This is a genomic window from Bradyrhizobium sp. 187, assembly GCF_023101005.1.
In the GTDB taxonomy this organism is placed as follows: Bacteria; Pseudomonadota; Alphaproteobacteria; order Rhizobiales; family Xanthobacteraceae; genus Bradyrhizobium; species Bradyrhizobium canariense_D.
In genome coordinates, this window is the sequence record NZ_CP064693.1 from 1,762,702 (window position 1) to 1,787,916 (window position 25,215).

The window sequence follows — 25,215 nt, forward strand, 5'->3', positions numbered from 1 at the left end:
GCGCGGCCACGACCTATTGGCGTCGAGTGCGGAGGCGATGATGCTGCTCCCGCAAGACCGCCCGGAGTTAGCCCATCAGCGAAGTGGCAGCACGCCTCAGTTTTATCAAAGGGTCCGATGGCATCAGTGCAACCCGGAAATGAAATAGCTCCAAGCGGTGGCCGGTATTATACTGGTGCTCCTGGAAGTGCTGTTTCAAGCGTTCGTGGAAAGATTGCTACGACCAGTCTGGGAGGAACATCTGATGACGACTATGTTTGTTAGACACACGGTTTCCGACTACAAGACCTGGCGGAAAGTTTACGACGATTTTGCTCCGGTTCAGAAGGCGAAGGGCGTAACAGCCGAGGCTGTCTACCGAGCAGTCGAAAATCCCAATGACATCACAGTAACTCACGAGTTTGCCACGATTGAAGCTGCGCAAGCCTTCGCGGAGAGTGCCGAATTGAAGAATGCCATGCAGAATGCGGGAGTAGCGAAAGCTCCAACGATTTGGTTTACCAAAAAGGCGTGAAGTATCGATCCCGGCCAAGTGCCGGCTGTGGTGGTACCATGTCGCCTGTTGGCCCATTGAGACATGCCGAGGCGGTCTGACGATATCCGTTCACAGGGGTAGACCGGTAGAGGACGGCACGCGGCCAAAGTGACGCGATTGACCCTGGCTGTGTAAAAACGCAAAGATCGAAACGCGACGAGAATGACATTCTGGCTTTGCGGGCCCGCCGCCCTAGAATTGCGGCGATCAGGATGGGCGAAATGCAGTATGTTTGCGACACGCCGAAGGGTAAGACCTGGTTCCGTATCGAAACGGAAGGTGAAGCGGCGCAAGAGTCGCGCCTGATGCGCCACACAGTCGAGAAATATTTCTGCCGCGAGCGAGAGAAGGCAGTCCAATCCTGGCGTCCGGAGCAGCCCAACGCGATCGAGCGCGACATCGGCCTCGAGGCCCATGTACAGCGAGAGATGCCGCTTTTCCTCACGTTGCGTGACAGGGAGGGTAATCCACTGGCTACAGCGATGCTGCCACCGGGTGGCAAGGACCGCGGCGGGTTCCGGATCATCATCGTTGCCGCATGCAATTCCGATCCTTATCCTGAGCAGGATGCGGCCATCGCTGCGCTAGGAGCGCATTTCGGTCTCACACTCGATCGCCACCGCTGCTTCCCCTACGGCCGCTAAGGAGCCTGACAAGTATCGCTGCTTGGAGCGAAGTCGGCTCATGTCCCGTTGCGGACCTGCGCCGGCCTGCTACCTAATGGCAGCTTCTGACCGAAGGCGGCTATCGCATGGTCTCTATTTCTGCGAAACGGCTCTGGATTCACCACTCGCTCCGCCGGACGAGACGATGGCGCTTTCCCGGAACGGCGCACGGGTAGGCTGGGGCGCCGACAATTCCTGGCAATACATCCGATCGATCTTGCGCTGCATGAGCGCATAGCAGTCGCATACAACGCGCTCGAGCCGCACCCGATCGATCTCGATAAACCCGCGCCGGTCGGAGGGGACGGCGCCGGCCGCGCGCAGCTTGCTCATCGTCAGAGTCACTGTCGTCCGCCGCACCCCAAGCAATTGCGCAAGCGCCTCCTGCGTCACCGGAAGGAGGTCATCGGGAACGCGGTCGTGAAGCTGCAGAAGCCACCGCGCCATGCGGCCATCCACCCGGTGCAGCGCGTTGCAAGCGGCTACGTGCTGGAGTTGCAATAACACCGCGCGGGCGTGGAGCTGAACGACATTCCTGATGGCCGCGCTTTGCGCATAGGCATCCCGAAATTTGGCGGCGGAAATCAATGATGCTGTGCCAGCGATGCGTGCAATCGCGGTCACGGATGAAAGCGATGGGCCGAGTACGGAGAAAGAGGCCAAAGCGCCTTCCCGTCCCATCAAGGTGGTTGCGACCGTTTGCCCGTCCGGCATATCGAGCATGAAGGCGATTGCGCCGCTATGGGGAAAATAGACCGGGTCCATCTCATCGCCCGAGCGCACCAGAACCGCATCTGGCTCAAACGAGATCTTCTGGAAGTAGGGCGTGAGCAAGCTGAGATCCGCTGGCGGCAGCGCTGCCAGTAGCCGATTCCCGATGCCAGTGCGGTTGACGGTCCCGATGCTTTCTTGTGAAAGAGCCCCCACTGAACGGCCGTGTCCATCTATTTCATTCACTAGGATTATCCGAATTATGAGTTGCCGAAAGGCAACTATCCAAACAGAGCCATTAGTCGAGATCAAGCACGGACATTTGCGGAGACGCTGCCGGCGTCTCGCCGCGCAAGTAGGATCTTGCATACATCATACTATTCACGCCCGTTGTGCGACTCGGCGAGCGGGGCCTGCGGGATGATCGACCGGTGATGGTTCCGGCAGCGCCCGCTCTTGGCTTCCTAGCTGACGTCTTCGGCGGTGTGGGGCGTGCACGTCTTTTGGCCCGGCGCTTCCGTTGACACGGTGCAATTATCCGTCGGTTGATTGGGGTAAAGCCGGAAGTTTGCCGCCGTCCGCCAGAGCGACGCTTTTGCCCTCAACGGACATGCGGGCGTTGTCCGTCAGGAGGCCCAGGCCAGCACGCTTAGGTTGCTCTGCCGAAAGTGCGGACATAACGCGGCCAGCTGCTCAATGAGTACACAGCCTAGGAGGGTCCTGCTGCCAGTTAAATTCGGCCACCGTTCGCGATTCCTCGCCGTGCGCAGACGCCGCCCCTGCACTGGCGGTGATCCACAGGCGATGCTTGCGCTATTCGCGCCACGGCATGCGGCACGGATCCGTAGCCCGCACATCGCCTGTTTCGTCCAGCCGTTTGCACGCAAATTTCCTGTTCGCTAGCGATAAATTCCCTGTTCGGATTTGGCGGATCGCGCCCCGGATGCACGGAATTTCAAGGCAAATGTTCGCATTTTCATGGGATAGCGGCCTCACCGCAGGCGCGCTTTCCCTGTAAAATTCCCTGTTCGCAGGGAATTCGGACCGCGGCAGCGAAGGAATTTCCTGCGTCTGTCGTGATTGCTGTTCAAGCTCAGGGAGACGCATCCATGATCCGCAAACCTCTGTTCGTTGCCCTTGCCTGCATAGCATTCTCGTCGACCGCGTTTGCCCAAGGTGGCGGTGGCAGCTCGGGTGGGGGAGCCGGCGGCGGCGCGGGTTCGGCGGCAAGCTCTGGTGCTGGGACAGGCACCTCGTCGAGCAGCGCGACCTCGGGCCCCTCGGCTCCTTCCGGCATAGGGACTCAAGGCACCACCACCGGCGCTAACGTGAACACGAGCAGCCCCAACCCAGCCAGAACAATCCGAACGTCCAACCCCCAACCGCGAACGGAAAGACGCCGGCCGCCGCGCAAGCCGAGCGTAACTCCGGGGTTGGTCATTCAGCTAATGGTTTGCCGATCGGAAGCCCCGGATCAGGCACCAGCAACGAAGATCAGAAATAGGGCGATCTATTCATCAGCTCTCACCGAAAGGCCCACCGTTGCGGGCCTTTTCCTTCGAGCTATGGCTCCGAATAGACCGGACAGCCTGCGGCCGTTGTGTTAAAGGCGGGGATGAAAAAATTGATATTGGCGATGCTGCTCATCACGACGCCGGCATTGGCGCAGCCCGAACCGCCAGCTGCGAAGGCTCCATTAACTGATCGCGAGCGGGTTCAGGCCGATCGTGCGCAGGCCGCCACCCAGGAGAAGGACGCCCCAACGGCGCGGCCGTGGGACAGGGGCGCGGATGGCAAGCGGCCCTGGGACCGGGGTGCGCAGGCGAAGTAGCGGCGTTCTCGACGGGACCTCGAAAGCCTGGCGGCAATCGGCAGCTTCCATGCGGAGCCTTCGTGACGGAACTGAATTCACGCGGCACGGGCTGAGCTGCCTCAATTTCTCTATCGAGCCGCCCATTTCAGCGACAGGGCTCTGGCGCGTTGCCAATCGGCGTGGCCTTGTCTGACGGTCACCTCCACAGTGATGACCGAAGATCCGTGCTGTCTGCGGTTTTCGCCCGACACCGGAATTCGAAACCGGTCAGTTCCTGGAGGCGAGGGGGCTTGGTAGCGAACTGACGGGCCGCCCATGCGGTGATCATGGTTGGATCGGCCAGGCAAGCTCAAACAAAATCGCCGCCACCGGCTGCCCGGTGTTGCGGCGATTCATGGGTGAACGCGGCTGGTTGCTAAACGCTGTGCCGTTCACCGAGCGTACCAATATCCCCACCAGCGTTGCGAGACGGGCCGGGCCTCCGCCTTGAGCACCGCGACTTCCTCGACAGAGCGAAGGTGGGGGCCATAGATCGCAGGCGGGTAGACATCATCCCAAAACACGTAACCGGTTCGGACGTAGGCCGACCGATGATGCGCAGGAGCCAGCGCAAGCTCCGCGGCTGAAGCTGCGGTCGTTATCAACGCAAGGCCAAGAACAGAAAGAGCAATGGATGGAGCAAGGGTGCGGAAGTTCATTGGATCAATCCCTCTCGAAATGGGCGAGAAATAATGCGACGGCCTCTAAAAGGTTGCAAGCGCATCGTTCCATAGAACGGCTGCGAAATCCAGCTTTTCAGGTGTTCGAATCCGGCCGGAAGGTTCGGTCAGAGCAGACTTGAGGGTGACACCCGTCGTTGCGGCCGGCGAAGACAGCGCTACCGATGAGCCGACAACTCAGATGCTGCTGCTCACGACATGATCAGGCCTGAACAATCTTTTGGCGCCAGGAGAGTCATCAGGAATCATGATGTCGACACACTGCTCACTCTTGATGAGCACCACACTCTTCAGGACGATTCCTATGGCTTCTGCTTTTGTCTTCGCCTTGATCTTCTGCACCGGCGTCATGTTGGGCTATGCGCTGCGGACCATGCGCCCGCAACGAACGACGACGAACGAGCCCTCCGGTACCTCGCGCAGAACGGCCCGGTCGACTCCCAGCTCGGCATTCGGACACGCCCGACGTGCCTTTTAGGCCTTGTCCAGGGTGCGAGCGACACCTCGGTTCTCACGACCATAGGCGACACAGGACATGACCCAGCCGATGAGGGACGCACCGCGACGCTACATCGTGGACGGTACAGGACAGCGTGTCCTTTTTGGTTTGACGATTGCGGAAACCATCGAGTTCGAGACGTTGGACAAGCCCGACGCGCCCCTCGGCCCTGGCCTTCGCCTCGATCAGAACAAGCCAGGACAACGCTGGCTGGAGCTATACGCCAAGCATGAGCGGGCCTGGCGCAACTGGATGGCCGACACGCGAGCAGGACGGGAAGTGCCCCTCGTGCTCAACTAGGTGACGCCGTTAGCTTCGTGACCGCCGAGGCCATCCGTTCGCTTCAGCAGATAATCTCACCGACGGAACGGCAGTCATATGCCGAGCCAGTCATACCGCGAGCATCCTGCTGCCTTGGATGCTCATGAGAGTCAGATTGCCCGTCGCGTAGGCGCCCGTATCGATGTTGACCCGGTTTGCCAGGACTTCGGCGGTGCGCACCGGCGTGTGACCATGAACGACATATTTGCCGAACTGCTCCTCACTCTGAAGGAACTCTTCGCGAATCCAAAGTAGGTCGCTTTCGCTTTGCTCGGCCAAGGGGACACCCGGGCGAACGCCGGCGTGGACGAAGAAAAAGTCTCCACAGGTAAAGCTAAGCCGTAGTTCGTCCAGGAACTCCAGATGCTCACCCGGCATTGCGCGGATCAAATCGCGCATGATCGACGCCGGGTCGTCGCGCTTCAGGTCTGGCGGCGCGAGTCCATAGGACATGAGTGTCTGGGCGCCACCGATGCGAAGCCAATCTTCGAATAACGAAGGGTCTTCGAAAACCCTCACTAGAAATGCCTCGTGGTTTCCCTTGAGAAAAATCGAGTTTCCCCGCCGGCTTCGTTCGACCAAGAGGTCAAGGGTGGCGCGCGTGTCCGGGCCGCGATCGACATAGTCGCCCATGAACACCTCGATCGCATAGCGTGGCCGACTGTGGGCCAAGTCGGCGTCGATGACCCGCAGCATGGGCTGCAGCAAATGCGAGCAGCCATGAATATCCGAGATCGCGTAAATTCGGACGCCATCCGGCAGTTGCGGCCTGTGAATGGGCGGGTGTGATTGGGCAAAAGATGTCATGGCGCGCACGCTCGGTGAGGTGGTGGGGATCATTTCGCCAAGTCGGTCCGCGGCCGGACCTTATTGAAGGGTGTCGCCTCTCAGACAGCCCGATTGCGCCGAAGGAAAGGAGGATATTCGCTTGCTTAGCTCGTCGGCGCGCGCTGAGCAAATCAGGCAACTCTGCCGTGGGCTGCATCGCGCCCGGCAGTGCATGCCTCGCTGAAGACAGTTGGGCGGATACAGCTCCAGATCGCAATTCATCGGACTTCTAGTAATCGAATCGTATCGCTTGCGGAGTGACTCAATGTGGGGCAACAGGCGCATGAAAGATGAGCTGCCAGCGCTTCATGCAAAGCGCCCGACCCAATTCGAAGCGGAACTTGATTCAAAATAGGGCAGCGAGTTTCCATGGTGTGTCAGCACTGTGTCGCAAATATTCCGCGCCCGATGAACATCTCAACAAAACGCGATGCATTCATGCGTCGCAAAAGTTTCGCGTGCGGCGCCATAATGTCGCTGTGATCAGTTCACAGTTTGCGTTCGGGGAAGTGACGGATCTTCAGCATCACGGATCAGCGTCAAGCATTCTCGATAGCAGAGGTTCGAATGGCTGTTGCAACTTATGGTTCTGAAGGCGCTGGTGCACTGTCGTCAACGCGCGGCACGGCTCTTCAGCGGCCTTTTCAGATCGTCATCATCGCTGCTGACCTGCTGCTGATCCTGCTCAGTTATGGTGCAGGGGCGGCGCTTTACAATGTCGCGCTTGGCTCCACTGGCGACGGCGTATCCATGGGGGCAGGACTGATTGTCGGCGCGGTGTTCGTGGCGCTTGCGTATTTCCAAGACGTCTATGCCACGCACCGTCTGCTGAATGTCGTCTGGCAGCTCCGCAAGGCCGTTTTCATCTGGTTGACGTCGCTGACGTTTCTCGCCGTCGCTGCTTTTCTATTGAAGTCGACCGACAATTTGTCTCGCGGAACAGTGATCATATTCGCGGCCATCGGCGGCGCCGGATTGATCAGTCTGCGTTTTCTCTGGCCGGTTGTGCTTGGGACAAATTACGCCAGAAGCCGTCTGGTCGATCGCAAGGTCATCCTGTTGAGCCTGAAGCCGCTCGATTTCACCTCACGCCGTTTCAAGGATCTGCGCAGGAATGGCTTCGATGTCGTACGCCATTTCGTACTGGGGGATGACAGCGGCGATGGCCATTGGGAGCGTCAGATCCGCGATGTCATTCGGCAGTCGCGGGCGGTTGACGTCGATGAATATCTGCTTGCAATCGATTGGAACGAATTGCCCATGGTTCGGAAGATCGGGCCCTATCTGCGCGCCGTGCCCCAGCCCGTCCGCCTTCTGCCGGACGATTCAATCGCGGACCTGGTTTCGCGGCCGTACCTGCCAGTCAGCGGAACCGTGGCGGTGGAGATCCAGCGGCCGCCGCTCAGTGTGTTTGAGCGTCTGCAGAAGCGCTGTCTGGATGTGGGGGTGGCCTGCTTAGCACTGGTTATACTCGCGCCGTTGCTGCTGACGGTTGCCGCTTTGATCAAACTTGGTTCTCCCGGTACCGCCATCTTCCGACAGTCCCGACGCGGGTTTAACGGCAAGGTGTTCGAGATATGGAAGTTTCGGACCATGACGGTCAGCGAGAATGGCCAGACCGTCATCCAGGCAAGCAAGGGGGACGCCCGGGTGACCAAGATCGGGCGTTTCCTTCGCATGACAAGCATCGACGAGTTGCCGCAGCTTTGGAATGTCTTGCGCGGCGACATGTCCCTGGTCGGGCCGCGCCCGCATGCGCTCGCCCACGACAATTACTACGACGAGCTCATCAGCAAATACGTGTACCGCCATCACATGAAGCCGGGCCTGACAGGCTGGGCGCAGGTCAACGGCTTCCGGGGAGAGACGCCGACGATCGACTTGATGGAAAAAAGAGTTGAATACGACATCTGGTACGTCAGCAATTGGAGCATCTGGCTCGACCTGAAGATCATGGCGCGGACGGCGTCGGCCGTCATGTTCCAAGAAGCCTACTGAGGAAGCAGGGGCCCGCGACGTTTGAGCGGGCCAGCCTTGGCCTGACAGCAAGGCGCGATCGCACGGCTCGGCTTCCCGTGTGCAGCCAGGAGAGGCTCGCCTCTAGGCTCTCGGCGGGCTCCTGAAGAGCCGCGCTATTGCATCACGCAGCGCAAGCAGCGGAGGCACCAAGACGAAAAACGCTCCCATTGCTAATGAGGCCATGACGTGGCGCAGCGAAAAAGCCTCCTCCTGCTCGTATTGGCCCCCAGTTCGGTCGAGGGGCGCAGGGGACAGCGTCGTTGCCAGCGGGCTAGGCTGGCGGCGCGGCTTGCGCGGGGGAACCACAATCAACACGAAAAGGATGTTGAGAAGAACCCAAACGCTCAAAACGATGAGGGCGACCAGCATTCCAACCTGCCGAAAAATACCAAGAATATGACCATACGGTAGCCTGAAGGAACTCGAAAGGAAAGTTGCCAGGCCCGACAGACATTCCGAACATCGATCAGCTTACGGGGTGGAACCGAGGATCACGAGCGCCCACTTTATCGCCGGTCGTTGGTGCTTAGAGCAACGAGCGCAATTTGTGGATACCGGACGAATACGGGCGTCCGCCGCGCGCGCGCACGCGATCACTCCCAACCAAAATCCCTCTTGGAAAGCCGGTTGTTAGGTCTTGTTGCCAGTGTGGGGGGCGGAGAGGATTATTCAGACGGTCTATGCCGCGAACAAATTCGGTCGAGAGCGGGCGGTCGTATGGAATAAAGTCGCTCGAGGCGCGCCCAAGCCTGCCACATCGACTACCGGACGCCCACTCACGCCCGTGGCGAGAGCCTGCGGTATGGTGATCGTCCGCATGCAAACGGCAGGCGAAATAAGCCGCCGGCTTCGGTCAAGCGCTTTCGACGTAGTAGCTGTTGCGGTGCTTGCCCTTATACGCCTCGATCCGTCCAAGCATTTTGGGGTCTGCGCGATTCAAAACGGCACCCAGCAGCTTCTTCTGAAGCACTTCTGATCCCGAGACGGACTCTTGAACTGCAGCGCGCGTGGTTGACCCCCATTCGATGACATAAACCATGGCGTCGATGAGCGGACTGAATGCCTTGGAATCCGCCACCGGCATCACTGGGGCGAGGTCAATGATGATATATTCGTACTGCTCCCGGAGCACCGCAAGCAGGTCGGCCATCGCTTTCGACGCTATAAGGTCGGCCGAATTGACCATGCGTGAAGCAACGACGGAAGGCAGGAAATCGAGGCCGGTCTCGGTGCTTCGTTGCACGTAATGGCCGAAGGCGGCCGGATCACTGAGGGCTTCGACCAGTCCGCTGTTGGCGTTAGGTGAAAGCTCACGCGTGAGTGAGCGCGTATGCAAATCGCCGTCGATCAGGACGGCGCGGTGCCCTGTCATGGCGATCAGCTGGGCGAAGTTGGCCGCAACGGTCGTTTTCCCCTCTTTCGGCAGCGACGATACGATGCCGATGACCTTGATCTCCCGGCTCATGCGCGCAACATCGATCGAAACCTTGATGTTGCGCAACGTTTCGGCGAACCGCGAGAACGGATGATCGACCACATACCGTGACACTCCAGGCATGCTGCCCTTGGCGGAAGTTCCAAACAATCCGCCTCGGCTTTCCGCCGGGCGAATATCCGGAAGGACCCCGAGGCACTTCACTCCGAGTTCCTCCTCCACCTCTGCGGGAGTCCGCAGCACATCGTTGAGCAGCTCGCGGGCAAAAGCGGCGCCCAAACCCAGGCAGAGCCCGCCGACCAAGCCACCAACCAAAGCCAGAACCGACCGCGGCGAACTTTTACGATCAGGCGTCGTAGCCGTACTGATCAGGCGGGCCTCGCTGAGCGGGAAGCTCTGATTCTGAGTGGCGCTTTGCAGCTTTTCCAGGAAGCTATTGTAGAGATTGCGATAGGTATCCGCCGCACTTTCGAGGTCCCGGAGCTTGACCTCTGCTTGGCCCTTGTTACCAGCTTGGGCGACGAGCTCTTTCATGCTTTTCTCGAGAGACGCCTCGCGGCTTTTTGCGATCTCGTAATCACTGCGATACGCGTCTCCGATCCGATGAAGTTCGTCAGCAATATTCTTGCGCAATTCTTCCATCTTGTTGGCGAGGTTTACAGCCGCAAGGTGGGTCTTGCCGTAGCGTCTGGACCAATCGGCATATTGGGCGGCTAGGTCGAGATACTGAGCGCGCAAGCGGGTAATCACGGAGTTGTTCAGCGCATCCGTCACTGTCGGCTGGGCAAGGTCCTGGTCGGAAATAGCGTCGATCCGGTCGAGGCGCGCCTTTGCTTCAGCGGTTGCCCCCCGCGCTTGCAACAGTTGGGTATTCAGATCCGACAGTTGCTGCTCAGACATCAGGCCACGGCTGGTGCCGACGATATTGTGCTCGGCCTTGAAGGCCTGCACCGCACGGTCGCTCGCGGTTGCTTGCTCACTCAGCTCAACGCTACGTTGCTGAAGCCATTCTGTCGCCCGCTTGGTGGACTGATATTTCGCCTCCAATGCGCCCACGAGATAGGCATTCGCGATGGCATTTGCGATCTTGGCCGCCTTCTCCGGGCTATGTGCGCGATAACTGAGCGAGAGCACGTATGTTGTTAGAAGGCGCTCAACTCTTAAGTTGCCTTGGATGGACTCGACCACCGCATGTTCGATGCGCTCCTGTGACGGTGGTTTGCTGGAGCCGAAAAGCCCCGTGACTTTGCCGCTGATAGTGGGGAGCACGCCTTGGCTCGACCCGTTGAACTCTGGATCGTCAACCAACCGCAAGCGACGGACAACGGAGAGGATGAGATCGTCAGAGTTGATAATCTCGACCTGGCTGTCGACGAAGCCCGGGTCAATCAAGGCGCTGTTCGTGCCCCCTTCCTTGTCCAAAACCTGAGTTTGTCGGGTATCCATCATAATGCGCGCGTTGGCGGTATACATCGGCTTCGCCAATGCAAGGTAGACAATGACAAGTGCCAGCGAACCGCCGACAGCAGTTGCGATGAGAGGCCATTGCCGGCGTAGAACGTTCCCGACGCGGTCGAAGCTGAGGACCGTCCCGCCGAACTCGATGCCAAACTTAGTCCCTGAGTGAAATTGTTCTCTCGGCTGGTACATCTAACTTTTTCTACTTATGAGGGTCGATTAGCGCGGAAGCGGGAGAGGCTTGAACGGGTCGACCAGTTTAGTCTTGCCTTCGCCTTCTAAGAGACCTCCACCGCGCGGCTGCCCAACTTGCTTGTCGCGTGACACAGGCCGCGCACCAGGATCGTCCGCGCTGGCGGCTGAATAACCTCCCTTTACGGCGAGATCGCCCAGCCTTTGAGTGAAATTCCTGATCTTTTGTGCGATGTCCGGCTTCGTAAGCGTGCATCTCGCTTCGGCCATTCGCAGTGCCTCGCCGATCGCCGAACGATCGGCGGAAGGCGCCTCAGAGATGAGTGTCTGCACGGAGGGCAACACCGAAGGATCAGAGACTATATAGGCAGCGAGGCGAGAGCTGAGCTTATCCTTGTCGTTGCGAAGCTTCTGCAGCAGAGATGAGGGCGACTTTGCGAATGCGTCCAATTCCGCCCGCGAAGCACGACCGGAAAACTCTACGCACTGAGCAAAGCAGGAATCAACGCTCCACGTCAGCATCGCACATGCCAGCCAGAGGGCGGCTAACCTTGCTGAAGCGCTGCAACGGTATGTCAATGTCCAATTCATTCGTCCTCTAGATCGCGGGTCGTCGCCCGCCGCAACTTGGCAAGGAACTGTGTCAATTTTTGTGCGCCGCAAAAGTTGCATCGAAAACCGTCCTCACGAGATCGGCTCCGGCCATGGCGCTACCCCCGATGTCTACGAGGCACGCAGCTCTGCTCACAATTTTTGCAAACGGCATTGGAACGAACGCCACCCGCTCTAGCACGTGGGATGGACCGATGTGCCGGTTTACCTTGCATCGCAACAACGCCGAATTTTGCGCACACTTTGCCCGCAAACACCGGCGATCATGCATCGCTCTCGCAAATCAGGGGATAGGCAGTGTTGCTCGACGTAAGCGATGATTTCTTTGCGAGCCGCATGCTCCAAGTCACGTCGCCGAGATAATTGAAGCGCCTGCAAGTTGATACGAGCGCGCATAGAATTGGGACATCGACGTGGCTGAGTTTGTTCATCGTGAGAAGGCCCATGTTCTACCGCTTGATAGCATCAGGGGCATTGCAGCGGTCTCGGTCGTCATTCACCACCTCCTCTTGATGCCAACGTTCCTCGCGGTCTTCCCGCACAACGCCTGGATCAATTGCTCGTTTTTCAGGAGCGCGTGGCTTCTCGTCGACTTGTTTTTTGTGCTCAGCGGCATCGTTATGTCACTCAGTTATGTCCGTGGTGACTTCGGGCGATTCTCCCTTCGTGAGTTCATGCTAAGGCGGTTTGCGCGTGTCTATCCCCTGCATCTTGTCACGCTGCTAGCCGGCCTTCTGTTCCGCCTTTTGCGCATAGGACTAGTCGCGGCGGGCCTCGTGATCGCTGCTCCGGCGGCCTTCGAAGTCAACAACTTCTACTCCTTCGTCCTGAACATCTTCCTTCTCCATTCAATGGGCCCCATCGATTACCTGAGCTGGAATGCTCCAAGCTGGAGCATTAGCGTCGAGTTCTACACCTACCTCGTGTTTGGCTTGGTGATATTGTTTGCTCAACGGATGCGTTCATTGAGCTATCTATATGCATGTGCAGGGCTCCTGGTGGTCGGAAGCCTGTTCGTCATAATATTTGTGCTCGATAAGCCGAGTCTTGGGCTTCAGACCGACTTCGGGATTTTACGCTGTTTTGTCAGCTTCTTCCTAGGCGTCCTCACGGTCATGCTCGTGGAGCGCATGCGGCCCGGCATGCATCCTACAGTGCAAGGAGGAATTCAGCTCTTTACTATGATCACGAGCATAGTCCTGGTTTCCGTCGTGGAGGTCTATCCGCCCGCGAGCTTCCTAGCACCATTGATCTTTGCGGCCTTTCTCGGGAGCTTGCTTGCATTCCCGAATGCTGCATTTGTTCCCCGCATGCTCGTAGCTAGACCTCTGGTGTGGCTGGGGCGGAGATCGTATTCCATCTATATGGTGCATTCGATAGTCGTGCTGTTCGCCGAGTACTTCGTACGCGCGCTTGGACCTGCCCGGATTGCAGCGCTTGATGCGGTCAGTACCGGGCTGCCAGCAACACTTAATCTCTGCGTCTCACTGGCTGCAGTTCTGGTCGTCTCGCACTTTACATATCTGCATGTCGAAATTCCGGGGGGCAAACTGTTCCGAAACATGGCCGGGAGTCGTTCGAGGCTGGGCGGCGCAGCGGCGCCCTCGGCGCCACCGCTGAACTGAGCTCGTCATGGATCGCATTCAACGCCAACAGATCACGGTCGTTAGCGTCAGTATCGAAGCGATCGCGCTTGGGGTCTACCTCATACGCGACGCCTTTGGCGGCGTCATGCGATACTACACGAGCATCATGCATCTGGATGCGCTGTGGTACATTCCTGACGCGGTCGCTCTCGTTTGTCTCGTTCAGTTCATTCTGCAGTTCATCGTGCGACAACGCAGCGTCCTGGCGTTCCTGGTGCTGCTCCAGATCATTCTGTCCATCGTGCTCGGCTATTTTATGCTGGGCACCGCCAACGCCGCGATGTCGTCGTTCAAAATGATGTTGCCGGTTTTTGTGGGCTTCTGCTTCTGTGATGCAAGCCTCGGCTCATACCGCAGATTGCTCGCGGTGATCGCCGCTACGTTTTATCTCTCCGTGATCGGAGTGTTCTTGACCAAGTTTTACGTCATGCCTTGGGTCGGGTTCAAATACGAATCTTTCGGGGCCGTTCGCGAGGCTGGCCGCCTGTGGTGGGCCTATGGCGCCGACGACCAGCGCCTGATGGGTTTTGCGGCTGATAACACCATGGCTGCGTTCTTCATTCTGGTCTCGTTTGCGATCACATCCATTCGCAAGAGCACGATTTGGAATCTGGCATTTGGATCGATTGCCGTCTACGCGGTTGTCCTGACGACCAGTAAAACCACCCTGATTGTTCTCGCGTTTTATTTGTTGCTCTTGCTCGTCGTACGGATGCTGCCGGAGTCCTCGCGCTTTGCGACAGTTCGCGGCATTGCTCTGTGGTCGTTCGCCGCGATCCTGGTTCCATTTCTGATGATCTGGATCGCATCCGGTACTGTTGCGGTCCCGCATACAACCTTGTTCAGCATCCTGGACCGCATCAACAACAGCTGGCAATTGCCGTTTGTGTACCTGAGCCAGCTGATGCCGATCGGATTGATAACGGGCTGTGGCGCCGGGTGCTTTAACTACCCGCAGCAGCTGTTTTCGCCATTGGCGTCGTATTGGGTGCCGGTCGACAACTTTTACATCGGGACGTACCTGATGTTTGGGCTCCCATTTGTCGCGTTCATGGTCCTTGTATTCCGCGCCACGTTTGCTGCCACCGACGTCTACAAGCTCACCCTGCTTTTCGTCGTGAACATGTTCACTATCACGGTCTTGAACTACGGCCCGGCATCCGGCCTGCTCATCATCGCCCTGAGCTTCAGTGAAGTGTTCTCGCGCAGGGCGGCGGGCTCGCTACACCATCGTGGCGCGGCGATCCTGTCGGATCGGGATCTTGTCGGGCGGAAAAAGGCAGTACGCTATTTCGGTGCGGATGCGCCGAGGCCAGCATAGTCGGACAGGTGAAATCTTGATGCACAAGCGGCTTGCATTCGTCGATACGCTGCGCGGCATTGCCGTGTTGTCGGTGCTGTTCCAGCACGTGCTCGAGGTGATCGTCCAGAAGCACCCCACCGGCACGTATTATTGGGTGTTCCACGATGCGATTGGCTACTACATGAATTTCGGCCGGTTCGGAGTCGTGCTGTTCTTTTTCGTCAGCGGATTCGTCATCCCGTTCAGTTTTCCGGACAGTGCTACTCCCGTGCGCGATTTCACGATCAGCCGCTTCTTTCGGCTCTATCCGGCGTATTGGACCTCGATGGTGATCGGGCTCGTCACGATGCAGATGCTGGAGTCCAATACCTATCCGTTGTCGCAGGTCATCGCGAACGTGACGATGCTGCAGACTTTCGTGAACATCCCGAACCTCTGGGTCTTCTACTGGACCTTGGCGATCGAGCTCCTGTTCTATGTCGGATGCACCATCCTTTTCGCGATGGGATTGCTGAACCGGCGCTTTACGGCCGTCGCGATCGTCATTGCTGCGGCGCTGGTCGGGACAGCCGCCGCACTTCTGGTCGAAAGCAGGACGGTGTCGTCGCTGATGGAGGTTGGGCTAAACCTCTCGGCGATGTTCCTGGGCAAGGTCATCCGCGACACCGTCATCGGCGGAAAGCTGCGATGGTCGCACGTCGCCATATGCACGGTGTTCTATGCGATCTTCGCCGCCACGCTGGCGGAGAGGCGGTTCGGCGGCGTCTATCAGGAGAACTTCTTCTACAGCTATTCGATCGGGGCGGCTTATGTCTGCGCTGCGCTCGTCTTCATCGCGTTTGCGGCGTTCGGTGAGAGGATGGCCTGGCGCCCGATGGCGTTCGTGGGAACCATCAGCTATTCGGTCTATTTGATGTCGCCATTCGTGATCGTCTGGATCCATCGGCTCGTCTGGCTCGGTGATGGACCGCTGGGATGGGCTGCTTTCGCCGCGCTGGTCGCGGCGCTGTCGATCCTGGTCAGCTGGTCGACTTATGCGCTCATCGAGAAGCCCAGCATCTCGTTCGGCCAAAGGTTCCGGTCGAAGCGCAGGAGGGCGGTCGTTCTCGAGCCAGCGCTCAGCGCGCAGGGGGCAGCTGAGTGATCGAAACAACGCGCCAGCCGAATGCGGGATCCGACGGATCTTTCGTTCCCTCCGTCCAGGGACTTCGTGGCATTGCGGCGCTGAGCGTGCTGATGGATCATTTCTACGACATGCCAAAGGGAGGCGTGTACGACATTCCGGACCCGGGCTTCCTGCCGCCGCTCTGGCTCTGGCTGCAATCGGTGATCAATGTCGGCGGTCACGGTGTCGAGCTGTTTTTCATGATCAGCGGCTTCCTGATCCCGGCCAGTCTGGTGCGGCACGGCTCGCTGCCACGGTTCTTCTTCGACCGTGTCCTGCGCATCATGCCGGTGTTCGTGGTGCTGCATCTCGCCCTATTCACGATCGGACCGATCGTCGGCTACAAATTCTTCCGCGGGATCGATTTGACCGGTTACCTGGCGATCTTCACGGCCAATCTGTTCTTCGTGCAGGACGCGCTCGGCTTGCCGATCGCTCAGCAGAATGCCTGGACCTTGACCTACGAGTGGGCGTTCTACATCTGGTTCGCGCTGACATTCTCGATGTTGCGCATCGGAGGCAGATTGCTGGCGGCGCCCATGATCTTGCTGGGCGTGGCCTGCCTCCTGCATTGGCCGATCACGGCGTTCTTCTGCATCGGCATGCTTCTCAGCGCCACGGGGTGGCACATCTCCATTCCGGGACCTCTTGGTTTGATGGCGGGCCTGACTTGCGGGATCGCCATGTACGCGAGCCTGGTGCTGTTTCACCCGTTCCTCGGTCTTATTCCGGGTGTTTTGCTGTTTGCCATGGTGCTGGCCCCGGAGTCCGGCCTCGCCAGGGCCTTAAGCACGCCGGCCCTGCAGTATGTCGGCAAGATCAGCTATAGCCTTTATCTCGTGCATCCCTTTGTGCTGTTTCCGTTGCAAGTGGCCGGGCTGAAGCTCGTTGCGTTCGGGGTCAACCGCTGGCTGCTCTGGAGCGCATTTATAGTGTTCGGGTTGGCGATGTCCCTGATCGTGAGCGCGATCAGCTTTGAGCTGATCGAAGTCAGGCTGAGGCGGCTTCTGGATACTGCGGTACGCGGAGTGTTGTTTCGCCCGCTCCGGAAGGTCGAGCAATCCGCCTAGAACGGGTCCGCCACCATCAATGCACGGGGCTGCCGACGACCTTATGGTAGGATGACAACAGCCTCTCGGCGATCTGATCCCAGTTCAACAGACCGGCCGCGGTTTGCCGTGCGCCTTCAGCCAGAGCCGCAGCAAGCGAGTTCGATGTCAGCACGCATTCGAGCGCATCTGCCAATGCAATAGCGTCTCCAGGGGGGACCAAAAGTCCGTTGACGCCGTCCGTCACGACGTCGGGAATGCCACCGGTGGCGCTGGCGACCACGGGACGGGAATTCCCGTAGGCGGACGCCAGCACGCCGCTCTGCGACGCATCCTTATAGGGCAGGGCAACCACGGTCGCGGACTGAAACAACCTTCCGGTATCCTCGGGCGAGATATAGGCGTTGATCATCTTGACCGTCGGCATCGCCTCCATGCGCGCGCCGAGCCGCGTCATTTCGGGACCTCGACCCGCCACGATCGCTTCATGGGTTACGCCGCGCTTGGTCAGCATATCGATGGCATCCACGAAGACGTCGAGGCCCTTGTACGCCCACATTCGCCCAAAGAACAGGATGCGCGCGGGTTCGGGTTCAATGACGGGCGCCCCCGCAGGTGGGACCATGAGCACGCCGTGCATGCTGGAGACCACCTCTCCTGCAAAATCTGGTGAAGCGCGGCGGAAGTCGGCGATGCAGCTCTCGCCATGCGTCGTGACAATGGACGCGGCCGCGCGCATGCGTCCGCGCCAGCCATCCTCGCGTGGAGAGGTGCCGGAGCCGCCTTCCGAATGCGGAATCGCATCATGAACGGTCAGCACCAAGGGGATTCCAAGCGGCCGCAGCAACTGGATCAGGCTCGACGTATAGATTTCCGGTACCTCGTGACAGTGGATCACGTCAGGCCGAAACGAAATGACATCGATGAACGATGACGGAATTCCAATCACGCCCGCACGGCGCAGGCTCAGGTCCCGGATTCGCGTCTCAAAGGGATCCGTCACGGCAATGTTTGTCAGTTCCCATTGCTGGTTCGCGTCCTTGCGATTGAGGACGAGGCGGACATCGCAATGGCGTGCCAGCGCCGCGGCCAAGCGGTAGGAATATTCGGCAAAGTGCGGAGCGTAGATGGCGACCCGCAGGCGGCGTCTTCTGGTGGCAGCCTTCCCGTGCACATTAGTCTCCGAGCAGTCTCGAGGTTCAGAATTGTAGCTTCGCGCCCCGTCAAGGCTTGATGATGGCGATGCGCAAGATGCAAAGCAGAGCGTCAGTTGTTCGCCAAGCTGACACCTGCCTTTGTCCTAGCCACTCCGCGCGATGAATATCGTTTGATTTCCCGACGACCGGCAGGAAAAAGCGAGAGCACCAAGACGGCGAGAGCGTAGGATAGGCTAAAGCATGCCGCCAAAGTGAGCAGCGTCCCGGAAGAGTGACTTGTCATCCAATGATGCAGGCAAGAGGCGCCGATGATCGATGCGATCGCTCCAGCGAGATGCGGCAGGATTACTCTTGCAGCATCGGCATGACCTACCGGACCGTTTCGGCCGACTGCCCACCAAAGTATCGGCGTTCGAAGGCACTCGCTGATCGAGTATGCGGTTGCGACCCCGACCGGCCCAAACGGGAGGCCGCACAGGAACCCAACGAGAGATGTCCCTGCGCTGAAAAATCCCCAGCGCATGTACTCGCGCGTACGTCCTTGGCTGAGAAACAGCCAGCTCGCCGGACTGTTCATCGTTTGCAGGAGACCGGCGACGCTCAAACCGACAAAGATGGGTGTCACTTCAGCCCATTGGCTTCCCAAGAGGGTCGTGACCAGAACGTCGGCGCTCGAGATCATGAAGGCGACGCCGGGTACCACTGCGACGAAGGCGGGGAAAACCGCCCGCTGAAATGACTGACGGTAACGATCGGGATCCTTGGTGAGGCTGGATAGGGTCGGCAGCATAACCCTGATCATCGGGCTCGTGACTTGCTGCAGCGGAAACAGCAGCAGCCGGTAGGCGCGATTGTAAGCACCTAGCGAGGCCGCCCCACATAATTTTCCGATCAGCACACTATCGGCATTTCGGGAGATGAATTCAGCAAAGTTGAAGCCGGTGACGCCCAACCCGAAGGTGAGCATTCCACGGGCGTGTCGGATTGATCCCGGTCGCGAGGGCCACCACCCCGACGTCAGCCAAGCCCCACTTGCCAAAACCACGCCCGACACGAGACTTCCCACCAGGATCGCCCAGTAATTGTGGTAGATCGAGGCGATCGCAATCGCCGCGACAAATCCAGCGACGGCGGCTGCGGATTCGAGCACTGCAAGGGTCCAAAATCTCATTTGTCGGGTCAGAAGCGACAGATGTTGAACGTCTGCCCCGCTCAGCAGCAGGGTCAGGCTCATTCCAGCTGTCAATGCAGCGAGCTTCGGCTCGTTGTAGAACAGGCCCACGAGAGGAGATATTGCAACCAGCGAAAGGGCCAGCATCGTACCGACCGAGAGATTCACCCAGAACAGCGAGCTCAGATCGCTCTGGCTGAGAGAATCCTTCTGCACTGTCGCGTGTCCCAGCCCCAGGTCCTGAAACAGCACGGCAAATGCGAGTATGGGCGACGCCATTGCATAGATGCCGAAATCGACCGGCGTGAGCAGTCGTGAAAGCACGATCACGGACCCCGCTTGGGTGGCCACCCGCACCGCTTGAGTCGCGATCGCAGCGAATGCGCCGTTCCGCACCTTGCGCGCATGTGCTTCTTCAGAGAAACAGGGGTTGAGGTCCGTCAATCCGATGTCCTTACCTTCGAACGGGAACAGAGGCAGCTAGCGCCCGGTGGCAGCCCGCAAGCTCTCGCCAACTTCCACCGCGTCCGCTTCTGGTGCGATCTGCGGTTGGGGCAGCGGCGGCGCAAGACGGTTGATCATCCTGCGTGCCGGATTCTCAACGTACGCATAGGTGAGACCCGCCACAATCGTGAGAACGATGCAGCATACAGCCACGAAGAGGGGGAATGCGGCCGGTTGGAGTCCGAGATGGCGCCAGGCCGGCTCGAACAGAATGATAATCAAGAGCTCGTGGAGCATGTAGATCGCATATGACGTGTTCCCGAGCGGACCGAGCCACGCCGAGCCAGGGAACCGTGAGAACGCGCTCTCGCCGACAGCCGTAAAGAGCAGGGCCAGAGAGAACAGAATGATCGCAAGATCGGGCTTGGCGTAGACGTTAAGAACGAGAACCGCCGTCAGGAACAGCACGATCCCGCCGACGATTACGGGCTTCTTGCGGTAATCGCCAGAGAGACGAAACAGAACGGCGAGCAGCACTCCGTTCAGGAAACTCGGCATTGCCCGGAGCATACCGTAGTCAAAGTTGGCCCCATACATTTGCGACCGGTCATGCCATATCGGTAGGTAGGCATGCGCAAGGATTGCGTAAGACAGAGCAACAATCAGGGCGAGGACGAGGGGCCGAACTGACGCTGCGATACACATCAGAACCGGGAACAAAAGGTAGCAGAACAGTTCCGCGCTGATGGACCAAGCGGGCGAGTTGAAGCTGAGATGATCGGTAACGCCCCAAGCCTGGACCAAGAATAGATTGTAGATGAAGTCCGGCCCGTTCGACTGCGGCGTGGCGCCCTTGACGCCCATCAGCAACAGCAAACCAAACACGAGCAGCGCCAGAAAGTGCAAGGGATAGATCCGCGCTATCCTGCGGACCATGAAGCGAAAATATGATTGGGCGTCCGTCGAGGTCGACGGGTACGAATAGGCAATGACGAAGCCCGAGAGGATGAAGAACATGTCGACGAACAAGCCGAAAGAGCCGTTCCAGGCAGGGGAGATGCCGCCGTCGATGGTCTTGAGGTGAAAGATAAAGACGCCTAGTGCGGCCACGAACCTGTAGAAATCCAGAACTACAAATCGTCGCGGTTCGTTACTTTCCATATCGGGCCATCAAGCTCGTGGGACCAGTCTGTCTTCTAAAGGGCGAATGTGACGCAAGTTCGTGCGAGCGGCTGGAGAAGCCGCCAACGAAGAGTGGCGCCGTCCGCACTGCCTAGACGACGCTAGTCGCGCAATCAGCAAAACTAAAGAACGTTTATCAGGCTGTGGCTGCCGCGCCCGGCAGCAAGCGCCCAACGCTTGAACACCGATCTCATCCACGGACTGACGCGGGCCGGGAACACGGTCCCGGCCCACTTAGTACCGCTAAACTGTTGCCAGAAATTTGCCTTCTTTCGACAGCCTCAGACAAACAGAAAGTCGTGGCTGGTCAGGCTGGCGAGGCCGATATTCTTGATCACAATCGAGTCGGCGGCCCCCATTGTGATTGTCACATCCGTGCCCGCTTGCGTCATTTGGAGGTGGCTGTAATCAGGCGCCAGCAGCTTGGAGATTTGGATGATGTCGTGATCGGCCGAATCCCCGGCGTTGAAGTTTGTGATCTGATCGTGGCCGTGATCGTAGACGATTGTGGTCGAGCTCGGCGCCGCCGAGAAAAGGTCGTTGCCGGCGCCGCCCTGGATCGCCACGCCGCTCGCAACCGCTGTGGCGTTGTGGGTGCCGTCTGGCTTAATATCGTCGAAGAACTGCAGTGCGTTCGCCGCACTGTAGTGCTCGTGCTGGATCAGCCCCTGTTGTCCGTTGAAGTTGAAGAGCAGGACGTCCTTCGATCCGTCTACATTGTTCGCGATCTCCTGCGTCTTCGTGCCCGAGCCGTCATAGGTGTCGGTCAGCTTGCTGCCGTCGCCATTGATCACCTGAGTGAAATCCAAGCTGCCGTCCGCGTGAGTCCTAGTCATCGATATGATATTGCCGGATGCATCAAGGTGCTGATGCTGGGTCGTGTAGCTCTGACCGGAGATGTTGTAGCTCCAGTTGTCGCTCGTATGATCAGCGTTCCTGATGTAGGAGGCCAACTTCAAGCCATTGGTGTAGAGGGTCGTGGAGCTGTAACCGTCCGCCTTCTGCACGCCTTCGCTCGTGAGACTCCCCGAGCTATCATACCAATCCGAAGTGGTGGTGCCGTTCCGTGTCTGGGCGAGCGTGAACGCCAAGCTGCCGTCGGCATGAGTTCGGACGATGTTCGTCAGAAAGCCCGTGCTGTCGTAAGTGTCATGCTCCGTGGTGTAGGTCTGGCCGAGGACGTTGTAGAGGAAAACGTCTTTTGAATTGTCCGTATGGGTATCGGTCTCGGTGGTCTTGACGCCCGCGGCATTGTAGTTGGTAACGACACTGCTGCCGTCAGGGTTGATGACCTGGCTAAAGTCGAGTGTCCCGTCGGCGTGGGTTCGATCCACTTCCGTAATTTTCCCGGAACCGTCGAGGTGCTGGTGCTGGGTGGTATAACTCTGACCGGCGATTTCGTAACTGTAGTTGTCATGACTCTGGTCGGCGTTGGTGATGTAGGCGGCGAGCTTGGAACCGCCCTGGCCGTAAACCGTGGTGGAGCTATAACCGTTCGCCTTTTGCACGACTTCGTTGGTCAGGGCGCCCGCCGCGTCGTACCAGTCTGTGGTTTTGGTGCCATCGCTAGTTTGTAGCAATTTGAAGGCCAGGCTGCCGTCGGCATGGTTGCGCACGAGCGCGGTGAGGAAGCCGGTCGCATCATAGGCATCATGCTCGGTCGCATAATTTTGACCTGTGATGTTGTAGGTAAAGACGTCCTTACTTTGATCGGCGTGAAAGTCGGTCTCGACCAGCTTGTCGCCCGTTGAGCTGTAGTTGGTGATGACCACACTGCCGTCGCTGTTGATCAGCTGAGTCGAATCGAGCGAACCGTCCGCGTGGTTTCGGATCACGGAAACGATCTTCCCAGCAGCATCCAGATGCTGGAGCTGCGTCGTGAAGCTCTGTCCCGTCACGTTGTAGCTGTAATTGTCTTGGGTGTGATCCGCATTCACAACATAGGCCGCGGTCTTGATGCCGTTGTTGTAAACAGTGGTGGCGTAATATCCGTCCGCGTTTTGCACCACCTCGGTGCTGAGTGTGCCGCCAGCATCGTACCAATCGGTTGTTTTGGTCCCACTGGGCGATTGAACCAGCTGAAAAGCGAGGCTGCCGTCCGCATGGCTGCGCACGAGTCCTGTTAGGAAGCCGTTGGCGTCGTATGCATCGTGCTCCGTCGTGTAGTTTTGACCAATGATGTTATACGTATAGACGTCCTTGCTCTGGTCGGCATGATAGTCTGTTTCGACGAGCTTAACTCCTGAGGCGCTGTAGAGCGTAATCGTGCTGCTGCCGTCCGCGTTGATCAGCTGGGTTGAATCTAAGGATCCATCGGCATGGGTTCGGGTCACCGAAGTGACTTTGCCAGATGCGTCCAGATGCTGGACCTGCGTGGTGAAGGTTTGACCGGTGATGTTGAAGCTGGAATTGTCCTGGGTGCGGTCGGCGTTCAGGACATAAGCGGCCGATTCTACCCCGTTGCTGTAAACCGTTGTGGAATAGTAACCGTCGGTCTTTTGCACAACCTCGCTGGTTACCTGGCCGGCGGCGTCATAGCTATCCGTGGTTCGCGTGCCGTTGGCGGCGACGTGCACAAAGGTGCTACGCAAACCTGCGGTGTAGCCGATCAGATCCTGAGCGCCGTCCGCATAAACGATGGTCGTGGAGACGGGTGCGCCGCCGCTGGTCAGCCCGGTGTCGGAGGTCGACACGAGCGTACCACCCGCATCATAGGTCATGGTGTTGGACCAGCCAGGCGCCGAGGTCGTCACTGAGAACGAATATCCGCCCTGGATCTTGGACAGCGCATTCCCGTAATGGGAAATCATGTAGTCCATCGTGGCTTGGGAGGCGACCGGCAGGACGTGCGTGTCGGTCAAGGTAATGGCTTGCAGCGTCGTCGACGAACTCAAATCGGACAATTGGGGCACGATCTGCGCCGCAGTGCCGCTCACATTGGCTTGGGTGCCCGGCGGCGTCAGGGTGGTCGCAGGCGCGTCGATCTCGATGATCAGCGGGTGGTCGCTGACCGGAAGCGTGATCGTGGAGACGTCCGTGTAGCTCGCGATCGCGGTGGTCCCGGTCAGCGTGTCGTACACCTTGACCGAATGATGCACGCCGCCCAGGTTCACCGTGACCGTCTGGGTCGGATTGGAGATCTCGGCATCGGCCGCATCATTCCAGAGCTTCGGCTCCGCCCAAACGACCAGCTCGTAGGCGCCATTGCTCTTGCCCAGCACCATGCTGTTGCCCGAGGCCGGCATGTTGCTCAGTGTGTAGTTCAGCGGACCAGTCGGCTGCTGACCACCCTTGCCGTCATCGGCCAGGATGGTGGTCAGGTTGTGGATCGCCGTCGCGGCGAGCTTTGGCGTTCCGTCCGAGTTGAACAGGCCGAAGTTGGCTTCTGGATCGGTGTTGTTCGCAGACGAGTCCCGATCGAACATCTCATAGAGATAGGTCGCACTCACGCCAGCCTTGTAGGCGTCCACCAGGGTGTTCAAGATCAACTTGGCCTGCACCGTCTCGTCGACGCCGAGATATTGGGTGTTGGCTTGGGTGGTGTAGCCGGTCTCCGTAATCACGATGGGCTTTCCCGGCGCGGCGGTCGAGACGGCGCTCAAGGTGGCAGCAAGTGAGCTGCTGGTCGTCAAGCTGGTGCTGACATAGGCATGCGCATTGGCGAAATCGACCGAGCCCGACATGTTGCCGAGCTGGCTGTAGCCTTGGGGATCGTTGTAGGCGAGCGACAAATTGATGACGGGAATGCTGGCAAGCGTGCCGTCTGCCTTGACCGCCTGATAGAGCGCGCTTTGGAACTGGGCCGCGGCGCTAAGGCTCGAGCTGCCATTGTAGCTGAAGGGCTGGTGATTGGCCTCGTTGAGCCCCTCGATGGCGCTGATGCTGCCCGGATGGCTCGCCACGAACTTCTCAAGCGACACGATATAGTTCTGGAGGCCGGCGGCGCCGAGCTGAGGCAGGGCGGACGACACCAGGAAGTCGAACTTGTAGCCGGCAGCCGCCAGCCCTTCAACGACCGGTTGTGCGGCGGGGCTAGTTCCCATCGCGTCGCGCAAATGGGTGACGCCGAGATACTTCAGATCATCGACCATCAATGCGAGGTTATTGTAGTCGGTCCATCCGAAGCCGGCATGCGTGTTGACGCCGATGGAGTTAATGAAGCCGCTGGCGGACAGGACAGGTTGATCTGACGACATTGCACACTCGAGTTTCTACGCGAACGAAATTGCTCGCAGGGATTTGCGGTCAACCTTCTTTGTCGAGTGTGAATTTCAGATAAAAATGGAAGCGA

The 25,215-nt window shown here is 58.8% G+C and carries 20 protein-coding genes; 9 read left to right on the forward strand and 11 right to left on the reverse strand.

Going from position 1 to position 25,215, the window contains the following annotated elements:
* Window positions 1-244: 244 nt before the first annotated feature.
* Together IVB19_RS08480 and IVB19_RS08485 are read left to right on the forward strand one after the other, a co-directional pair.
* On the forward strand, window positions 245-514 hold the full coding sequence (locus tag IVB19_RS08480; protein WP_009859273.1) for an antibiotic biosynthesis monooxygenase: 270 nt from the start codon (window positions 245-247) through the stop codon (window positions 512-514).
* A 233-nt stretch (window positions 515-747) separates the two neighbouring features.
* On the forward strand, window positions 748-1,179 hold the full coding sequence (locus tag IVB19_RS08485) for a hypothetical protein (RefSeq protein WP_247821297.1): 432 nt from the start codon (window positions 748-750) through the stop codon (window positions 1,177-1,179).
* A 114-nt stretch (window positions 1,180-1,293) separates the two neighbouring features.
* Here IVB19_RS08485 and IVB19_RS08490 read toward each other — a convergent pair whose 3' ends face one another.
* The gene (locus tag IVB19_RS08490; RefSeq protein WP_204514099.1) at window positions 1,294-2,127 is read right to left on the reverse strand and encodes a Crp/Fnr family transcriptional regulator; all 834 of its coding nucleotides are present in this window, start codon (window positions 2,125-2,127) and stop codon (window positions 1,294-1,296) included.
* A gap of 1,399 nt (window positions 2,128-3,526) precedes the next feature.
* Between IVB19_RS08490 and IVB19_RS08495 the strand changes: the two genes are divergently transcribed.
* Complete coding sequence (locus IVB19_RS08495) at window positions 3,527-3,742, forward strand: hypothetical protein (RefSeq protein WP_247821298.1); 216 nt, start codon at window positions 3,527-3,529, stop codon at window positions 3,740-3,742.
* 413 nt (window positions 3,743-4,155) lie between these two features.
* Here IVB19_RS08495 and IVB19_RS08500 read toward each other — a convergent pair whose 3' ends face one another.
* Both IVB19_RS08500 and IVB19_RS08505 read right to left on the reverse strand, forming a co-directional pair.
* On the reverse strand, window positions 4,156-4,422 hold the full coding sequence (locus tag IVB19_RS08500; protein ID WP_247821299.1) for a hypothetical protein: 267 nt from the start codon (window positions 4,420-4,422) through the stop codon (window positions 4,156-4,158).
* Window positions 4,423-4,620: 198 nt separating this feature from the next.
* Window positions 4,621-4,794, reverse strand: coding sequence for a hypothetical protein (locus IVB19_RS08505; protein ID WP_247821300.1), 174 nt, complete (start codon window positions 4,792-4,794; stop codon window positions 4,621-4,623).
* A 184-nt stretch (window positions 4,795-4,978) separates the two neighbouring features.
* Here IVB19_RS08505 and IVB19_RS08510 point away from each other — a divergent pair, with 184 nt between their 5' ends.
* On the forward strand, window positions 4,979-5,242 hold the full coding sequence (locus IVB19_RS08510; protein WP_247821301.1) for a hypothetical protein: 264 nt from the start codon (window positions 4,979-4,981) through the stop codon (window positions 5,240-5,242).
* 90 nt (window positions 5,243-5,332) lie between these two features.
* Here the strand turns inward: IVB19_RS08510 and IVB19_RS08515 are convergent, their stop codons facing one another.
* The gene (locus IVB19_RS08515) at window positions 5,333-6,070 is read right to left on the reverse strand and encodes a metallophosphoesterase (RefSeq protein WP_247821673.1); all 738 of its coding nucleotides are present in this window, start codon (window positions 6,068-6,070) and stop codon (window positions 5,333-5,335) included.
* Between the two features lie 588 nt (window positions 6,071-6,658).
* Here IVB19_RS08515 and IVB19_RS08520 point away from each other — a divergent pair.
* On the forward strand, window positions 6,659-8,089 hold the full coding sequence (locus IVB19_RS08520; RefSeq protein ID WP_247821302.1) for an undecaprenyl-phosphate glucose phosphotransferase: 1,431 nt from the start codon (window positions 6,659-6,661) through the stop codon (window positions 8,087-8,089).
* Between the two features lie 102 nt (window positions 8,090-8,191).
* On the opposite strand, the gene IVB19_RS08525 is transcribed toward IVB19_RS08520, so the two are convergent.
* The 3 genes from IVB19_RS08525 to IVB19_RS08535 all read right to left on the reverse strand — a co-directional run bounded on the left by IVB19_RS08525 (window position 8,192) and on the right by IVB19_RS08535 (window position 11,786).
* Window positions 8,192-8,479, reverse strand: a complete 288-nt coding sequence (locus IVB19_RS08525) for a hypothetical protein (RefSeq protein ID WP_247821303.1) — start codon at window positions 8,477-8,479, stop codon at window positions 8,192-8,194.
* 484 nt (window positions 8,480-8,963) lie between these two features.
* Window positions 8,964-11,195 carry a succinoglycan biosynthesis protein ExoP gene (locus IVB19_RS08530; protein ID WP_247821304.1) on the reverse strand — a complete coding sequence of 744 codons (2,232 nt, stop codon included), beginning with the start codon at window positions 11,193-11,195 and terminating at the stop codon, window positions 8,964-8,966.
* Window positions 11,196-11,222: 27 nt separating this feature from the next.
* Complete coding sequence (locus IVB19_RS08535; protein ID WP_247821305.1) at window positions 11,223-11,786, reverse strand: hypothetical protein; 564 nt, start codon at window positions 11,784-11,786, stop codon at window positions 11,223-11,225.
* 434 nt (window positions 11,787-12,220) lie between these two features.
* Between IVB19_RS08535 and IVB19_RS08540 the strand changes: the two genes are divergently transcribed.
* From IVB19_RS08540 to IVB19_RS08555, 4 genes are read left to right on the forward strand one after another with little or no spacing between them, the layout of a single operon-like run.
* Complete coding sequence (locus IVB19_RS08540) at window positions 12,221-13,432, forward strand: acyltransferase family protein (RefSeq protein ID WP_247821306.1); 1,212 nt, start codon at window positions 12,221-12,223, stop codon at window positions 13,430-13,432.
* A gap of 7 nt (window positions 13,433-13,439) precedes the next feature.
* Window positions 13,440-14,774 (forward strand): hypothetical protein, encoded by a 1,335-nt coding sequence (locus IVB19_RS08545; protein ID WP_247821307.1) that lies wholly within the window; start codon window positions 13,440-13,442, stop codon window positions 14,772-14,774.
* 19 nt (window positions 14,775-14,793) lie between these two features.
* Complete coding sequence (locus IVB19_RS08550) at window positions 14,794-15,900, forward strand: acyltransferase family protein (RefSeq protein ID WP_247821308.1); 1,107 nt, start codon at window positions 14,794-14,796, stop codon at window positions 15,898-15,900.
* Window positions 15,897-16,991, forward strand: a complete 1,095-nt coding sequence (locus IVB19_RS08555; protein WP_247821309.1) for an acyltransferase family protein — start codon at window positions 15,897-15,899, stop codon at window positions 16,989-16,991. Before IVB19_RS08550 ends, IVB19_RS08555 begins: the two co-directional genes overlap by 4 nt.
* 16 nt (window positions 16,992-17,007) lie before the next feature.
* On the opposite strand, the gene IVB19_RS08560 is transcribed toward IVB19_RS08555, so the two are convergent.
* The 4 genes from IVB19_RS08560 to IVB19_RS08575 form a co-directional block, all read right to left on the reverse strand.
* Complete coding sequence (locus tag IVB19_RS08560; RefSeq protein WP_256474601.1) at window positions 17,008-18,144, reverse strand: glycosyltransferase family 4 protein; 1,137 nt, start codon at window positions 18,142-18,144, stop codon at window positions 17,008-17,010.
* Between the two features lie 92 nt (window positions 18,145-18,236).
* Window positions 18,237-19,742, reverse strand: coding sequence for a lipopolysaccharide biosynthesis protein (locus IVB19_RS08565; protein WP_247821311.1), 1,506 nt, complete (start codon window positions 19,740-19,742; stop codon window positions 18,237-18,239).
* 36 nt (window positions 19,743-19,778) lie between these two features.
* The gene (locus IVB19_RS08570) at window positions 19,779-20,903 is read right to left on the reverse strand and encodes an acyltransferase family protein (RefSeq protein WP_247821312.1); all 1,125 of its coding nucleotides are present in this window, start codon (window positions 20,901-20,903) and stop codon (window positions 19,779-19,781) included.
* Between the two features lie 302 nt (window positions 20,904-21,205).
* Window positions 21,206-25,120, reverse strand: coding sequence for an RHS repeat protein (locus IVB19_RS08575; RefSeq protein ID WP_247821313.1), 3,915 nt, complete (start codon window positions 25,118-25,120; stop codon window positions 21,206-21,208).
* Window positions 25,121-25,215 lie beyond the last annotated feature (95 nt).

What these genes read in the sequence shown, in the direction of transcription:
- IVB19_RS08480 (WP_009859273.1), top strand. Translation starts at nt 245, where the DNA reads ATGACGACTATGTTTGTTAGACACACGGTTTCCGACTACAAGACCTGG.
- IVB19_RS08485 (WP_247821297.1), top strand. Translation starts at nt 748, where the DNA reads ATGGGCGAAATGCAGTATGTTTGCGACACGCCGAAGGGTAAGACCTGG.
- IVB19_RS08495 (WP_247821298.1), top strand. Translation starts at nt 3,527, where the DNA reads ATGAAAAAATTGATATTGGCGATGCTGCTCATCACGACGCCGGCATTG.
- IVB19_RS08500 (WP_247821299.1), bottom strand. Translation starts at nt 4,422, where the DNA reads ATGAACTTCCGCACCCTTGCTCCATCCATTGCTCTTTCTGTTCTTGGC.
- IVB19_RS08505 (WP_247821300.1), bottom strand. Translation starts at nt 4,794, where the DNA reads ATGACGCCGGTGCAGAAGATCAAGGCGAAGACAAAAGCAGAAGCCATA.
- IVB19_RS08510 (WP_247821301.1), top strand. Translation starts at nt 4,979, where the DNA reads ATGACCCAGCCGATGAGGGACGCACCGCGACGCTACATCGTGGACGGT.
- IVB19_RS08515 (WP_247821673.1), bottom strand. Translation starts at nt 6,070, where the DNA reads ATGACATCTTTTGCCCAATCACACCCGCCCATTCACAGGCCGCAACTG.
- IVB19_RS08520 (WP_247821302.1), top strand. Translation starts at nt 6,659, where the DNA reads ATGGCTGTTGCAACTTATGGTTCTGAAGGCGCTGGTGCACTGTCGTCA.
- IVB19_RS08525 (WP_247821303.1), bottom strand. Translation starts at nt 8,479, where the DNA reads ATGCTGGTCGCCCTCATCGTTTTGAGCGTTTGGGTTCTTCTCAACATC.
- IVB19_RS08530 (WP_247821304.1), bottom strand. Translation starts at nt 11,195, where the DNA reads ATGTACCAGCCGAGAGAACAATTTCACTCAGGGACTAAGTTTGGCATC.
- IVB19_RS08535 (WP_247821305.1), bottom strand. Translation starts at nt 11,786, where the DNA reads ATGAATTGGACATTGACATACCGTTGCAGCGCTTCAGCAAGGTTAGCC.
- IVB19_RS08545 (WP_247821307.1), top strand. Translation starts at nt 13,440, where the DNA reads ATGGATCGCATTCAACGCCAACAGATCACGGTCGTTAGCGTCAGTATC.
- IVB19_RS08550 (WP_247821308.1), top strand. Translation starts at nt 14,794, where the DNA reads ATGCACAAGCGGCTTGCATTCGTCGATACGCTGCGCGGCATTGCCGTG.
- IVB19_RS08570 (WP_247821312.1), bottom strand. Translation starts at nt 20,903, where the DNA reads ATGGAAAGTAACGAACCGCGACGATTTGTAGTTCTGGATTTCTACAGG.
- IVB19_RS08575 (WP_247821313.1), bottom strand. Translation starts at nt 25,120, where the DNA reads ATGTCGTCAGATCAACCTGTCCTGTCCGCCAGCGGCTTCATTAACTCC.